We start from the raw sequence: 13586 nt of genomic DNA, 5'->3' as shown, positions 1-13586 counted from the left end.
AGGGGGGCTCCCCTTGGTGGAGGTGGGGGGGGGGGGGAGGGTGGATGGTGAAGAGGGGGATGGTGGTGGCGCCTGGGGGGGGGAGGGGGGGGGCCTTCGCGGCCCGCTCGGCCTCGGCGAGCACCTCGGCGGGGAAGGTACCGGAGACGCCGAGTTCGGTACGCAGTGCGGTGAGGGCGGTCCGGAGGGGGGCCTCGGGGGCGCCGGTCACTCGGATGTGGCGGCGGGGCATGAGTCGAGCGTAGGGCGAGGGCCGCCGGGCGGCACGCCGTACCCTCTGTGGCGGAGTTCGATTGAAGGAGTACGTGTGCTTGTCCTGCTGCCGCCTTCCGAAGGCAAGGCCTCGTCCGGTCGGGGTGCGCCGCTGAAGCTGGAGTCGTTGTCCCTGCCCGGGCTGAGCGAGGCCCGGGAGGCCGTGCTGAGCGAGCTGGTCGAGCTGTGCAGCGGCGACGAGGACAAGGCGCGGGACGTACTCGGGCTGAGTGAGGGGCTGCGGGGCGAGGTCGGCAAGAACGCCGAGCTGCGGACGGCGGGGGCACGGCCGGCCGGGGAGATCTACACCGGGGTGCTGTACGACGCCCTCGACCTGGCGTCGCTGGACGCGGCCGCGAAGAAGCGGGCGGCTCGGTCGCTGCTCGTGTTCTCGGGGCTCTGGGGCGCGGTGCGCATCAACGACCGCATCCCCTCCTACCGCTGCTCGATGGGCGTGAAGCTGCCCGCCCTCGGCGCGCTCGGCGCGTACTGGCGGGCGCCGATGGCGGACGTGCTGCCCGAGGCGGCCGGGGACGGGCTGGTGCTGGACCTGCGGTCGTCGGCGTACGCGTCGGCGTGGAAACCGAAGGGCGAGGTGGCCGGGCGGACGGCGACGGTACGGGTGCTGCACGCGCCGACCCGGAAGGTCGTCAGCCACTTCAACAAGGCGACGAAGGGGCGGATCGTACGGAGTCTGCTGTCCGCGGGGGCGGCTCCCGGTGGGCCGGCCGAGCTGGTCGAGGCGCTTCGGGACCTCGGGTACGAGGTGGAGGTGGAAGCGCCGGCCAAGGCGGGGAAGGCGTGGATGCTGGATGTGCTGGTGGCGGAGATCCACTGACCCCCATCCATAACAGCCACCCATAACAGCCGCCCGTAGCCGCCCGTAGCTGCCTTCCATTGCAGCATGCGCAATGACCTTTGCACATGCTGCTTGCCGTGGGCAGGATGACGCCATGGCCTCAGTCCTGGATCTCGCGCCCGTCGTCCCCGTGGTCGTGGTCGACGACCCCTCCGACGCCGTACCTCTGGCCCGGGCCCTGGTCGCGGGCGGGCTGCCCGCGATCGAGGTGACGTTGCGGACGCCGGCCGGTCTGGACGCGATCCGGGAGATCGCGGACGCGGTGCCGGACGCGATGGTCGGGGCCGGCACGGTGATCACGCCGGAGCAGGTGCGGGAGTCGGTCGCGGCGGGGGCCCGTTTTCTGGTCAGCCCCGGCTGGACGGACGTACTCCTGGATGCCATGCGCGCGTCGGGGGTGCCGTATCTGCCGGGGGTGTCGACCACGTCCGAGGTGGTGGCGCTGTTGGAGCGCGGGGTGCGGGAGATGAAGTTCTTCCCGGCCGAGGCGGCGGGCGGTACGGCGTATCTGAAGTCGCTGTACGGTCCCCTGCCGCAGGCCCGGTTCTGTCCGACCGGCGGGATCGGTCCGGCGTCGGCGCCCGACTACCTCGCTCTGCCCAACGTCGGGTGCGTGGGCGGGAGTTGGATGCTCCCGGCGGACGCGGTGGCCGCGCGGGACTGGGGGCGGGTCGAGGCGCTGGCGCGGGAGGCGGCCGGGCTCAGAGGGTCAGGCGCGCAGGTGTGACGTGTCGTTGAACAGCCGTACGCTCGCGTTGCCGTCGGTGTAGTAGGCCACCACCGAGAGCGAGGCCGCCGAGAGTTCCATGCGGAACAGGGACTCGGGCGGGGCGCCCAGGGCGAGGCGTACGAACGTCTTGATCGGGGTGACGTGCGTGACGAGGAGGACCGTGCGGCCCGCGTACGCCGCGATCAGCTTGTCGCGGGTGGCGGCGATGCGGGTGGCGGTTGCCGCGAAGCTCTCGCCGTCGCCGGTGGGGCGGGCGTCCGGGTCGGCCAGCCAGGCGGTGAGGTCGTCCGGGTAGCGCTCGCGGACCTCGCCGAAGGTGAGCCCCTCCCAGGCGCCGAAGTCGGTCTCGCGCAGGCCGTCGTCGACGGTCACGTCGAGGCCGAGGCGGGCGGCGACGATGCCGGCGGTCTCCCGGGTACGGGCGAGCGGCGAGGCCACGACGGCCTGGACGGTGCCGCGCCGGGCGAGGGCAGCGCCTACGCGCTCGGCCTGCTCCCGGCCGACGTCGGAGAGGGACGGGTCCGTGCCGCCACTGCCGGAGAATCGCTTCTGCGGAGTGAGCGGGGTCTCGCCGTGCCGGAGCAGTACGAAGGTGGCCGGCGCCCCCATGTCGGCGGGCGCCCAGCCGGTCGAGGGCGTGGCCACGGTGCGCGCGGCCCTGACGTCGGCCTCGGCCTTCGCAGCTCCGCCGCCCGGGGACTCCGCCGTTTCACGGTGGGCGGATGAAGAACCGGAGGAAGCCGGCGCGGCAGAGCCCCGCCCCTCCGCCGGCACCGCATGCCCCTCCGTCGGCACCGCACGCCCTTCCGCCAGTGCCGCTCGCGCTCGCGCCGCACCCGCGGCGGCGTCTCCCGGCGGGCCAGACGGCTCAGGCTCAGCCGCGGTCACCCCGGTCAGCGCAGCCCTCGCCGCCCTCGCGTCAGCCGCCTCCAGCTCCGCCATGGAAGCCGCCGCCGACCACTGCTCCCCCCGCTTCCCGGCGTCCATCGCCTCGTTGGCCAGCCGGTCCGCGTGCTTGTTCTGCTCCCGGGGGATCCACTCGTACGTCACCTGCGTCGCCGGCAGGACCCGCGCCGCCTCGAACGCCAGCGGCTTCATGTCCGGGTGCTTGATCTTCCAGCGGCCCGACATCTGCTCGATGACCAGCTTGGAGTCCATGCGGACGTGGACCGTGGCCGTCGGGTCCAGTTCGTGTGCGGCGCGCAGGCCGGCGACCAGGCCCCGGTACTCGGCGACGTTGTTCGTGGCGATGCCGATGTACTCGGCCGCCTCGGCCAGCGTCTGGCCCGTGGCCGCGTCGATGACCACGGCACCGTAGCCCGCGGGCCCCGGGTTGCCCCGTGAACCGCCGTCGGCCTCGACGATGAACTCCCTCACGCCAGAAGCTCCTAGAGACCCGACTCGGCCGTACGCACCAGAATCCGGCGGCAGTTCTCGCAGCGCACCACCGTGTTCGGCGCCGCCGCGCGGATCTCGCTCAGCTCGGTGATGGCGAGCTCCTGACGGCAGCCCTGACAGGTGCGCTGGTACAGCTTGGCCGCGCCGATGCCGCCCTGCTGCTGGCGCAGCTTGTCGTAGAGCCCCAGGAGGTCGGCCGGGACGGCGCCCGCGATGACCTCGCGCTCCTTCGTCACCGTCGCCACCTCGCCGTCGATCTCCTCGAACGCGGCGTCCCGGCGGGCGGTCGCGTCATCGACCTTCCCCTGGACGGCACCGACCCGCTCGGTCAGCTCGGCGACCCGCTCCTGCGCGGACTCACGGCGCTCCATGACCTCCAGGACGATGTCCTCCAGGTCGCCCTGCCGCTTGGCGAGGGAGGCGATCTCGTGCTGGAGGTTCTCCAGGTCCTTCGGGGAGGTGATGGCGCCGGAGTCCAGGCGCTGCTGGTCGCGGGCGGCGCGCTGGCGCACCTGGTCCACGTCCTGCTCGGCCTTGGTCTGCTCGCGGGCGCAGTCGCTCTCCTCGGTCTGCGCGGCCACGAGCAGGTCACGCAGCTGCGTGTGGTCCTTGGTCAGCGTCTCGATCTCGGCGTGCTCCGGCAGCGACTTCCGCTTGTGCGCGAGCTGCTGGAGGCGGACGTCGAGGGCCTGGACGTCGAGGAGGCGGATCTGGTCGGCGGGCTCGGCGTTCAGTTGGGGGCTCCAGATGTGTCCGTGGTGGTGGACGCCGCGTGGGCGGTCCAGGGGTCGGTGACCGTCTTCGAGACGTGGACCCGCAGGTCCCATCCCTTGCGGTCGGAGATCTCGTCGAGCTGGGCGGCGGCCAGCTCGCACCAGGGCCACTCGGTGGCCCAGTGCGCCGCGTCGAGCAGCGCGAGAGGTCTGGGGGCCACAGCCGCCGTGAATTCTGCCGCCGGGTGGTGGCGCAGGTCCGCGGTGAGGAAGGCGTCGACGCCGGCGGCGCGTACCTGGTCGAAGAGGCTGTCGCCGGAGCCGCCGCTGACGGCGATCGTGCGGACCGTCGCCTCCGGGTCGCCGGCGACGCGGATGCCCTGCGCGGTGGCGGGCAGCCGCTCGGCGGCGCGGGCGGCGAGTTCGCGGACGGTGAGGGGGTGGTCGAGCTCGCAGACGCGGCCCAGGCCCCGGCGGCCGTCCGGATCGGTCGCGTCGGGCACCAGCGGTCGTACGACCCGCAGGTCCAGCGCACCGGCCAGCGCGTCGCTGACGCCCGGGTCGGCCGTGTCCGCGTTGGTGTGCGCGACGTGCAGCGCGATGTCGTTCTTGATCAGGGTGTGGACGACCCGGCCCTTGAAGGTGGAGGCCGCGACCGTCGTCGTACCGCGCAGGTAGAGCGGGTGGTGGGTGACCAGCAGGTCGGCGCCCAGCTTCACCGCCTCGTCCACGATCTCCTGGACCGGGTCCACGGCGAACAGGACCCGGGAGACCTCCTGGTCGGGGTCGCCCACGACAGTGCCGACCGCGTCCCAGGACTCGGCCCGCTCGGCGGGCCACAGGTTCTCCAGCGCGGTGATGACTTCAGACAGACGGGGCACGGGGCCAAGGCTACCTGGCTGGTCCGTACGGCCGTACCGGCGCCGGAGCCGCTGGTGTCCTGCGCGGATCGCGTCCATGGCCGGCCCCTGGCCACTCGGTGGCCGCGACCGGCCCGCCCAGCACAATCGCCCCCGTTTCCTCAGGCGAATCGTTCCTCGGCCACCCCTTTGTGTGAAGGGGACCTCGCCGATCCCACGTCTGTGCGTGCGAAAACTAGCTTCGTGACCGGAGGTGACCGGACCATGACGGCCTGTGCGATCGAACCCGCGGCGGAGCATGAGGACGACGATGAGCCTCGGACGGTATGCACCATCACGGCGGACGGTTCCTACGCCGCCCGCCTCGCGCTGGACGGCGACTGCTGGTTCCCGGAGCGCTGGACCCTCGACGGCCCCGAGCCCTACGCCGTGCCGCTGCCCGCCCACCAGCCGGAGGAGCCCGGCACCGAGGTGCAGCCCATGGGCGACGGCCGGGTCCTCATCCGCCGCCCCACCGACGGACGGCACGTCTTCTCACTGCTGTATCCGACCGGGCCCGGCACCGGTGAGCTGCTGCTGGGCGCCGTCCAGTGCCCGGACGAGGGGACCCGGCTGCGGATGCTGCCCCCGGCGCCGGGCGGCGACAAGGCGTACGCCCTCGCGGTGGGCCGGCGTTCCAGCGCGGTGTGGCTGGTGGCGGGGGGTGCCTTCGGGCCCGAGCACGTCGCGGAGGTCCCGGGGCGCTGCTCGGGCGGGGTGTGGCTGGACCGGGGCGGGCGGATACTGGCGCTCGACCGGGAGCGCGGGGGCCGTACGAAGGCCGTCGTGGTCGATCTGGAGCGGGGCGGCGAGGTGTCGCCGCTGCTGCAGATCGCGGACGACAGCGACGACCGGCTGCTGCTCGCCGACCCGGACAGCGGGCTGCTGCTGATCCGGTCGGACGCCCCCTCGCCGGGGCAGGAACGGTTGGGCTGGGGGGTGCTGGGCAGCACCCTGCCGGTGCGCTTCCCGGAGTGCCTGCGGGTGCCCGACTGCGCGGTGACACCGTTCGCGATCCAGCCGGGGCAGGTGCTGACGCCGGAGAGCTGCGGGGTGGCGCTGCGCATCGACGGGCCGGTCGGGAGTTGGGTGGGGGCGTGGCGGCCCGCCGAGCGCCGGGTACGTCATCTTCCGGCGCCCGAGGGGTGGTTGGCGGGGGCCGGGTTGTGGACGCGGGAGGGGGTGCTGCAACTGCCGTACACGACGAGCGCGGTGCCCTGTGGAGTAGCGCGTTGGGAAGCGCCCCAAAGGGGCGCGGGTCTGGATTCGAATTGCAGCTACCGCCGCGCGGGCGCGACAAGCCACGACGGCGCGGCACCGGCGCAACAAGATGACCCGGCACCCACAGAGCCCCCCTCACCGCCGGAGGCCCCCGCGGCGACGCGCCCCGTGCCGTTGCAGCAAGCGCCGTTGGGCGGTCTTGTAACGAAGTAGTGGCGGTTGGCGCGGCCGCCTGGATTCGGCCCGTGGTCGTCTGGTTAAACTCGCCCGGCTGTAAGAAAGATCATGTTGACGGGGTGAGTTTTCCGATGAGCAACGCCAGCACGACCCAGCCGGGGCCGGCCGACGTTCACGACGTTCAGAAGGCTTCCGGCCACGGCAGGCACCGGGGTCCGGTGTCGTCCCACGACAGCGAGACGGCTCCCCGCGGCCGTCACCGCAAGCCGGTTGAAGAGGCCGAGGCGGCAGCCTGACGCCGACGCCGCACGGCCCCGCCCCTCACCACGAGGGGCGGGGCCGTTCCGCTTCCTACGCCTTCCTGCGCCCTCTGCCTGCGACCCTCTCCTACGACCTTTTGAGGCCCAGCACTTCCACCGCCCCGAAGGTCTCCCCCTGCGGCCGGTCCGCGTAGTGCGGACCGAGTACGGCGTCCAGTTCGTCGTAGGTGAACGTCTCCTGCTTGCTGTCGAACTTCGCGGCCACCCGCGGCCGTTCGACGATCGCCACCATGCCGCCGTGTACGACGAGCAGCTGGCCGTTGATCCGGGCGGCGGCCGGAGCGGCCAAGTAGCCGACGAGCGGGGCGACATGCTCGGGGGCCAGCGGGTCCAGGCCGTTCTCCGGCTGGTCGAGGCCCGCGAAGACGTCCTCGGTCATGCGGGTCCGGGCGCGCGGGCAGATGGCGTTCGCGGTCACGCCGTACTTGGCGAGTGCGAGGGCCGTGGAGGTGGTGAGCCCGACGATTCCGCCCTTCGCCGCCGCGTAGTTGGGCTGCCCGGCGGACCCCGCGAGGAACGCCTCCGACGAGGTGTTCACCACCCGCCCGTACACCGGCCCGCCCGCCGCCTTGGACCGCTCACGCCAGTGCGCGGCGGCGAAGCGGATGGTGTTGAAGTGGCCCTTGAGATGGACCCGGATCACCGAGTCCCACTCCTCCTCGGCCATGGAGAAGACCATGCGGTCGCGCAGGATGCCCGCGTTGTTGACCAGGATGTCCAGCTTGCCGAACTCGGCGATCGCCGACTCGACGAGCGCACCGGCCTGTGGGAAGTCGGCGACGTCCCCGGTGTGGGCGAGTGCCTTGCCGCCCGTCGCGCGGATCTCGGCGGCCACCTCCTCGGCGGGCCCGGCGGAGGCCGCGCCCGAGCCGTCCCGGCCGGGCTGTCCGTAGTCGTTGACGACGACGGCGGCGCCGAGCCGGGCGAGCTCCAGCGCCTCGGCCCGGCCGAGACCGCGCCCGGCACCGGTGACGATCGCGGACAGTCCCTCAAGTGGCAGTGACATACGTCCCCTTCCACATACGGCCCTTCGACGGTCAGATCTCGATGCACGTACGCAGCGCCGTGCCCGTCCGCATCTGGTCCAGGGCCTCGTTGATGTCGGCGAGCGGCACACGGTGGGTGATCAGGCCGGCGAGGTCGATCCGGCCCGCGCGCCAGAGCGCGATCGTCCGCTCGTAGGAGCGCAGGACGTCTCCGCCGCCGTACATGGACGGCAGGATCCGCTTCTCGTCGAAGAACAGCTCGAACATGTTGAGCTGGAGGAAGTCGTCCATCGCTCCGGCGCCCACGACGACGAGCGTGCCACCGCGCCGGGTGTTCTCGTAGGCCGTGCGGGCGGTGGCGGACTTGCCGACGACCTCGAAGACGTAGTCGAAGCCCTCACCGGCGGTGACCTGTTGCTTGGCGTCGGCCAGCCCGTCCGGGGAAACCGCCTTCGTGGCACCGAACTTCAGCGCGGACTCGCGGCGCGAGGCGACCGGGTCGACGGCGACGATCTCGGCGGCGCCCTTGAGCCGGGCGCCCTGGATCGCGGAGATGCCGACGCCCCCGCAGCCGATGACGGCGACCGACGAACCGGCCTCCACTTCCGCCGTGTTGAGCGCGGCGCCGAGCCCGGTCGTCACCCCGCAGCCGATGAGGGCGGCGATGTCGAAGGGGACGTCGTCGGGGATCGGCACCGCGCATCCGGCGTCGACGACGACCTCCTCGGCGAAGGTGCCGGTGCCGGCGAAGCCGAAGACGTCCCCGGCAGGGCGCTTGAAGTTGGGGGTGCCGGCGTTCATGAAGCCGGCCAGGCACAGCTCGGTCTGGCCGCGCTTGCAGGCGGGGCAGGCGCCGCAGGCGGGGAGCCAGCAGACGACGACCCGGTCGCCGGGCTTCAGGGTGCGCACGCCTTCCCCGACTTCGACGATCTCGCCCGCACCCTCGTGACCGGGCACGAAGGGCCCCGGCTGCGGGAGCACCCCCGCCATCGCGGACAGGTCCGAGTGGCACAGCCCGGTCGCCCGCACCCGGACCCTCACCTTGCCGGGCCCAAAGCCCACCGCCTCGACGTCGTCGAGGACCTCGAGCTTGTCCTGACCGATCTCGTGCAGTACGGCTGCTCGCATGGTGCGGCTCCCCTCGTACGGCGTTCTGGACTCAGGTGTGTGCGGTGTCAGGCGTGTTCCACGATGGTGTCGGCGAGGACGGGCGCGTCCTCCCGCTCAACGGCGCTGACAGCGACCCGTACACGGTCGTCGCCGGGCCACATGCGGATGCGCAGGGTCTCCCCCGGATACACGACCCCGGCGAACCGGGTGGCGTACGACCGCACCCGGGCCACGTCCCCGCCGAGCAGCGTGTCCACGACCGCCTTGAGGGTCATGCCGTAGGTGCACAGCCCGTGCAGGATGGGCCGTTCGAACCCGGCGACCTTGGCGAACTCGGGGTCGGCGTGCAGGGGGTTCCAGTCGCCGGAGAGGCGGTACAGCAGGGCCTGGTCCTCGCGGACGGGCCGCTCGACGACCCGGTCGGGTTCACCGGCGGGCGGTTCGAGCCGCCCGGACGGCCCCCGGTCTCCTCCCCACCCTCCTTCTCCCCGTACGAAGATCTGGGCGTCGTTGGTCCACAACGGGCCGTCGGCGTCGGCGACTTCGGTGCGCATGACGAGGACGGCGGCCTTGCCCTTGTCGTGGACGGCGGCGATACGGCCGGTGGCGGTCGCGGTTCCCTGCACCGGGATGGGGCGGTGGAGGGTCAGCGACTGGCCGCCGTGCAGGACCTTGGCGAGGTCGACCTCGACGCCGGGCATGGACAGGCCGCTGATCACTCCGGGCGAGCCGGAGCCGGCGACGGTGGCGAAGCTCGGCAGGACGTGCAGGCGGGACTCGAGGGTGTAGCGCAGCTCATCGGGGTCGGTCGCCGGGGTGCCGGCTCCGATACCGAGGTGGTAGAGCTGCACGTCCTTGGAGTTCCAGGTGATCTCGCCCGTCCGGGGCTCTGCTGCAACGGCCTTGGCCGCGTCGATGGGCATGGGGCTCCTGAAGGCTCGCTCTGGGGATCGGAGACCTCGGTACGGCTGTCCGCACCGTCGGCCGCACCGAGGTCGTCACGGGCCGTTCTAGAACGCGTTCCAGTCCGGCGCCCCCTGTATAGCCGAGCTCCCCGCACTTGTGAAGGCTCCTGACGCTGCATCAGATCGGGTTCGCCGGTTCGGCGTGGCCGCCTTGTGCCTACCGGAGCACGTACCGGCATGCACCGGCCCCGACGCACGGAGAGGACGACTCCGGTTTCTCGCGCACTCGCAGCCGGAGACGACCGCCCCGGTGGCGAGTTCGAGCCACATCCACAGGTTCCCTCACTGATTCGCCTGCCGTTCATGGCGGTCGGGGAAACCGCCGATCGTCGCCATCTGGTCATCAACTCCCTTGCGATCACGCGCTGTTGTGTGCCCGGGCGGTAGACTGGCCAGGACCCAGTCAACGGGTTCCGATGAGCCGGGACGACGCGCAGGGGGATGCACATGAACCACTTGGGCCACGCCGGTTCCGCCGCGTGGTTACCCCGGGTCCGCTCGATGAGCGGCTTTCCGCGGTTTCGGCCTCCATGCATGGACATTGGCCGTCCGGGTGACGCGTGCACTTACTCCTATGGGATCCGGACGCCGATGTTCTGACAGAACTCGGAAGGATCATCGTTGTCTGCTCCGTCACCGGTGTGCAATCACCGGGTCTTCATCGTTGTCATCGTTGCCCTCTTGTCGATCATCGCGGGCATCGTCGTCGGAATCCTCATGAGCGCGGGGGGCGCCGGACTCCCAGCAGCGCTCATCGGGGGAGGGGGCGGCTTCGTCTCCTCCGTGACCGTGAGCCTGCTCATCACGAACGCCGTCGGGCTGACCTGATCGCGACGGGTGGCGCCACTCGAAAGCCGATTCCCCAGGGTCGCGCCACCCCTCTCCCACCAGGCCCGTTCCCCATACGCTGCCCCTGTGAACGAGATGCCGCGGGACCACCGGCCCGCCAAGTCCATCAGAGTCCTGCTCGCCGAGGACCAGGGCATGGCGCGCGGAGCACTCGCCTTACTGCTCGGGATGGAGCCGGACATCGAGGTCGTGGCGCAGGTGTCGGCCGGGGACGCGATCGTGGACGCCGCCCTCGTCCACCGGCCGGACGTGGCCCTTCTCGACATCGAGCTTCCGGGTCGCAGCGGGCTGGACGCCGCGGCCGAACTGCGCGAGCAGGTTCCCGACTGCCGGGTGCTGATCCTGACGACCTTCGGCCGCCCCGGATATCTGCGCCGGGCCATGGAGGCGGGAGCCGCCGGTTTCCTGGTGAAGGACGGCCCCGTGGAGGAACTGGCGGTCGCGATCCGCCGCGCCCTGACCGGCGAGACGGTGATCGACCCGGCCCTCGCCGCGGCCGCTCTCAGCGCCGGCCCCAACCCGCTCACCGCCCGTGAGTGCGACGTCCTCAACGCCTCGGCGGACGGCGCCACGGTCGCCGACATCGCCGGCAGGCTCCACCTCTCCGAGTCCACCGTCCGCAACTACCTCTCCTCCGCCATCGGCAAGACCGGCACCCGCAACCGGACGGAGGCACTGCGGGAGGCACGGCAGCGGGGGTGGCTGTAGCGCTGCAGTCCACTCCGGGCCTCTCCGCTCCCTACTCCGACACATACGCCTCCTTGGCGACCGTGTCGTCCGGCGCCACGCACACGAACCAGTTCACCGGGGAGCCGTCCACCGGGCGGATCACCTGGTCGTCGGTGTTGATGTCGTAACCCGCCGGCACCCTGCGGACGTCGGTCATCGTGCCGTCCTTCCAGGTGCACGTGACGGTCCGGGCGGTCTTGCCGACCTGCCCGATCACCAGGCGGTTGGGGCCTTCGGAGCCCGGGTCCAGCGGGAGTGAGGCAGTCTCGATGTCCGAGCCGGACATGTTGCTGTCCCCATGGGTGAACACGTCCAGCATCGTGATCTGCGGCTCGGCGCCGGCACCGTATGTGCGGGCCACGAAGAATGCCTTCCTGCCGATCAGTTCGGAAGGCTTGCCCACGGGCCGGTCGCCGTAGGTGGCCATCGCCGCCCACTGGGCCTGTGCCTCCGCCGCGTCCCTCGGCGCACCCCACACGTCGATCGTGATCCACCACTCCTTACCGTGGTCGTTGCCGGTCGCGATCGTGGATCGCTGAGGCACGTACACATGCCGGTCCTCCGCCGACGACGGCTGCGTCGCCATGTGTGAGCCCCGGCTCCCGTCCCCGCCGGGCAGTCCCGCCATTGCCAGCGTCCCCGCCGATCCGACCAGCGCCAGGGCCGTGGCCGTCGCCAGCGCCCAGCGGCGGGCCCTGCGGCGGCGGCCACCGCGGAGCACCGCGTCGTAGGGGGCTATACCGATCTCGACCTCGTCCGCGGCGTCGGCCAGCAGGAAGGCGATGTCCGTGTTGGTCATGTCGTGACTGGTCATGCCGTGGTTCGTCTCCCGGTCCGCGCTCATCACTTACGCCCTCCCTGCGTCACCATCTCGACCAGTCCGGGTATGGCGCGGAGTTTCGCGATGCCCTTGGCCGCGTTGCTCTTCACCGCGCCGACGGAGCAGTCCATCGCCTCCGCCGTCTGCGTCTCGGTCAGGTCCTCCCAGTACCGCAGGACCACCGCCTCCCGCTGCCGTGGCGGCAGTTGGGCGAGCGCCGCCAGCAGGGCGCTGCGGTCCTCGGCCTGGGCGATGCGGTCACCGGTGTCCGCCACCTCGCGCACCAGGCCAAAGTCGTCCTTCGGCGCGAGGAACTCCCTGAGCTTTCTGCGGTGTTTGCGTGCGTGCGCGTTGATCATCACGCGCCGTACATAGGCCTCCGGCTCGTCGGCCGAGCCGACTCGACGCCAGGCCACGTAGACCTGTTCGAGCGTCGACTGGACCAGGTCCTCCGCGGCATGCTGCTCCCCCGTGAGGAGAAATGCCGTCCGCATCAGCCGCGGCCAGCGGCCGATGACAAAGCTCTGGAACTCCGAGTCCCGAGCCGCCTTGCGATCCCCCATGGGCACCTCCTAGATATTCAAAGGAGTCCATGAGCTGCCCGGACCGTTGCCTCAGGACGCGGACCTTTTTCTCGGCAGCCACAACAGCATCAGCGCCGCCCCCGCCACGAGCACCACCGCCGACGTACGGAACACCAGCGCGTACCCCTCCGTCAGCGCCTGCGGCGCCCCGCTCCCACTTCCGCTCCCGCTCCCCGCCGACCGCGCCGCCGCGATCGTCGACATGACCGCGAGCCCCAGCGAACCGCCCATCGTGCGCGAGGTGTTGACCAGCCCCGACACCAGCCCGGCCTCACCCGGCCGCGCCCCGGACGTGGCCAGCGCCGCGAGAGGGGTCGCCCCCAGACCCGCGCCCAGCATCATCAAAATCCCCGGCACCATGATCGAGGTCACGTACCCGCCCTGCACGCTCAGCATCGACTGCCAGCCGAAGCCGACGGCCGCGACGACCGTGCCCAGCACCGCCACATTGCGCGCGCCCAGCGCCGGCATCAGCCGCGGCGCGAGCTTGGAGCCGACGAGCACGGCCAGCGAACTCGGCACCAGTGCCAGTCCGGCCTCCAGCGGGGTGTAGCCGAGCACGTTCTGCACGTACAGCGTCATGAAGAACCACATGCAGAACATCGCCGACCCGCACAGGAACATCGCCACGTTCGCCGACGACACCGCCCGCACCCGGAACAGACCGAGCGGCATCAGCGGAGCCGCCGTACGCGACTCCACGACGAGGAAGCCGCCGATCAGCGAAAGGCCGGCCAGCAGCGGCACCACCGTGGCCGTCGCCGTCCAGCCCTCAGCCTCCGTCTGCGAGATGCCGTACGCCAGGGTCGCGAGCCCCGCCGTCACCAGTACCGCCCCCGGCAGGTCCAGCCGCCGCCCGTCCCCCGCCCGGCTCTCCGCGAGCCACCGCACGGCACCGGCCAGCACCACCGCACCCACCGGCACTTTGATCAGCAGCACCCACCGCCACGACAGCACATCGACCAGTACCCCAC

General features: G+C 71.8%; 14 protein-coding genes and 1 pseudogene. 5 read left to right on the top strand and 10 right to left on the bottom strand.

Annotated features, from left to right (window positions below):
- Nucleotides 1-232: pseudogene (locus tag ADL12_RS55530) on the bottom strand (RNB domain-containing ribonuclease); the annotation flags it as partial.
- Nucleotides 233-307: 75 nt separating this feature from the next.
- Between ADL12_RS55530 and yaaA the strand changes: the two are divergent.
- Both yaaA and eda read left to right on the top strand, forming a co-directional pair.
- Nucleotides 308-1090, top strand: coding sequence for a peroxide stress protein YaaA (gene yaaA, locus ADL12_RS13090; protein ID WP_062701805.1), 783 nt, complete (start codon nt 308-310; stop codon nt 1088-1090).
- A gap of 115 nt (nt 1091-1205) precedes the next feature.
- Entirely contained in the window at nt 1206-1838 is a 633-nt protein-coding gene (gene eda, locus ADL12_RS13085; RefSeq protein WP_062701803.1) for a bifunctional 4-hydroxy-2-oxoglutarate aldolase/2-dehydro-3-deoxy-phosphogluconate aldolase, read from the top strand.
- Here eda and ADL12_RS13080 read toward each other — a convergent pair.
- From ADL12_RS13080 to ADL12_RS13070, 3 genes are read right to left on the bottom strand one after another with little or no spacing between them, the layout of a single operon-like run.
- Nucleotides 1821-3218: a bifunctional RNase H/acid phosphatase gene (locus tag ADL12_RS13080; RefSeq protein ID WP_062701801.1), complete on the bottom strand. Its 1398-nt coding sequence runs from the start codon at nt 3216-3218 to the stop codon at nt 1821-1823. The two genes, eda and ADL12_RS13080, sit on opposite strands and share 18 nt — an antisense overlap.
- Before the next feature lie 11 nt (nt 3219-3229).
- Nucleotides 3230-3973 (bottom strand): zinc ribbon domain-containing protein, encoded by a 744-nt coding sequence (locus ADL12_RS13075; RefSeq protein ID WP_208614529.1) that lies wholly within the window; start codon nt 3971-3973, stop codon nt 3230-3232.
- Complete coding sequence (locus ADL12_RS13070) at nt 3970-4833, bottom strand: Nif3-like dinuclear metal center hexameric protein (protein WP_062701797.1); 864 nt, start codon at nt 4831-4833, stop codon at nt 3970-3972. Before ADL12_RS13070 ends, ADL12_RS13075 begins: the two co-directional genes overlap by 4 nt.
- 243 nt (nt 4834-5076) lie before the next feature.
- Here ADL12_RS13070 and ADL12_RS13065 point away from each other — a divergent pair, with 243 nt between their 5' ends.
- Nucleotides 5077-6285 carry a hypothetical protein gene (locus tag ADL12_RS13065; protein WP_062701795.1) on the top strand — a complete coding sequence of 403 codons (1209 nt, stop codon included), beginning with the start codon at nt 5077-5079 and terminating at the stop codon, nt 6283-6285.
- Between the two features lie 351 nt (nt 6286-6636).
- Here the strand turns inward: ADL12_RS13065 and ADL12_RS13060 are convergent, their stop codons facing one another.
- From ADL12_RS13060 to ADL12_RS13050, 3 genes are read right to left on the bottom strand one after another with little or no spacing between them, the layout of a single operon-like run.
- On the bottom strand, nt 6637-7575 hold the full coding sequence (locus tag ADL12_RS13060; protein ID WP_062701793.1) for a 3-oxoacyl-ACP reductase: 939 nt from the start codon (nt 7573-7575) through the stop codon (nt 6637-6639).
- 31 nt (nt 7576-7606) lie between these two features.
- Nucleotides 7607-8683, bottom strand: coding sequence for a Zn-dependent alcohol dehydrogenase (locus tag ADL12_RS13055; RefSeq protein ID WP_062701791.1), 1077 nt, complete (start codon nt 8681-8683; stop codon nt 7607-7609).
- Nucleotides 8684-8730: 47 nt separating this feature from the next.
- Nucleotides 8731-9588, bottom strand: a complete 858-nt coding sequence (locus ADL12_RS13050; protein WP_062701789.1) for a MaoC/PaaZ C-terminal domain-containing protein — start codon at nt 9586-9588, stop codon at nt 8731-8733.
- Nucleotides 9589-10311: 723 nt separating this feature from the next.
- On the opposite strand from ADL12_RS13050, the gene ADL12_RS13045 reads away from it, so the two are divergent.
- Nucleotides 10312-10458 (top strand): hypothetical protein, encoded by a 147-nt coding sequence (locus ADL12_RS13045; RefSeq protein WP_159053152.1) that lies wholly within the window; start codon nt 10312-10314, stop codon nt 10456-10458.
- Nucleotides 10459-10554: 96 nt separating this feature from the next.
- Nucleotides 10555-11187: a response regulator transcription factor gene (locus ADL12_RS13040; RefSeq protein WP_062701785.1), complete on the top strand. Its 633-nt coding sequence runs from the start codon at nt 10555-10557 to the stop codon at nt 11185-11187.
- 31 nt (nt 11188-11218) lie between these two features.
- Here the strand turns inward: ADL12_RS13040 and ADL12_RS13035 are convergent, their stop codons facing one another.
- The 3 genes from ADL12_RS13035 to ADL12_RS13025 form a co-directional block, all read right to left on the bottom strand.
- Nucleotides 11219-12052 (bottom strand): hypothetical protein, encoded by an 834-nt coding sequence (locus tag ADL12_RS13035; RefSeq protein ID WP_208614528.1) that lies wholly within the window; start codon nt 12050-12052, stop codon nt 11219-11221.
- Nucleotides 12052-12591, bottom strand: a complete 540-nt coding sequence (locus ADL12_RS13030; RefSeq protein WP_062701781.1) for a SigE family RNA polymerase sigma factor — start codon at nt 12589-12591, stop codon at nt 12052-12054. The genes ADL12_RS13035 and ADL12_RS13030 overlap by 1 nt, the downstream gene beginning before the upstream one ends.
- 51 nt (nt 12592-12642) lie before the next feature.
- Nucleotides 12643-13586, bottom strand: a 944-nt coding sequence (locus ADL12_RS13025) for an MFS transporter (RefSeq protein WP_159053151.1), incomplete at its 5' end; no start/stop codon positions are given.

Source organism: Streptomyces regalis, assembly GCF_001509475.1.
GTDB classification, from domain to species: domain Bacteria; phylum Actinomycetota; class Actinomycetes; order Streptomycetales; family Streptomycetaceae; genus Streptomyces; species Streptomyces regalis.
The sequence above is the reverse complement of the archived record's forward strand: the minus strand, read 5'-3'. Positions and strand labels throughout refer to the sequence as shown.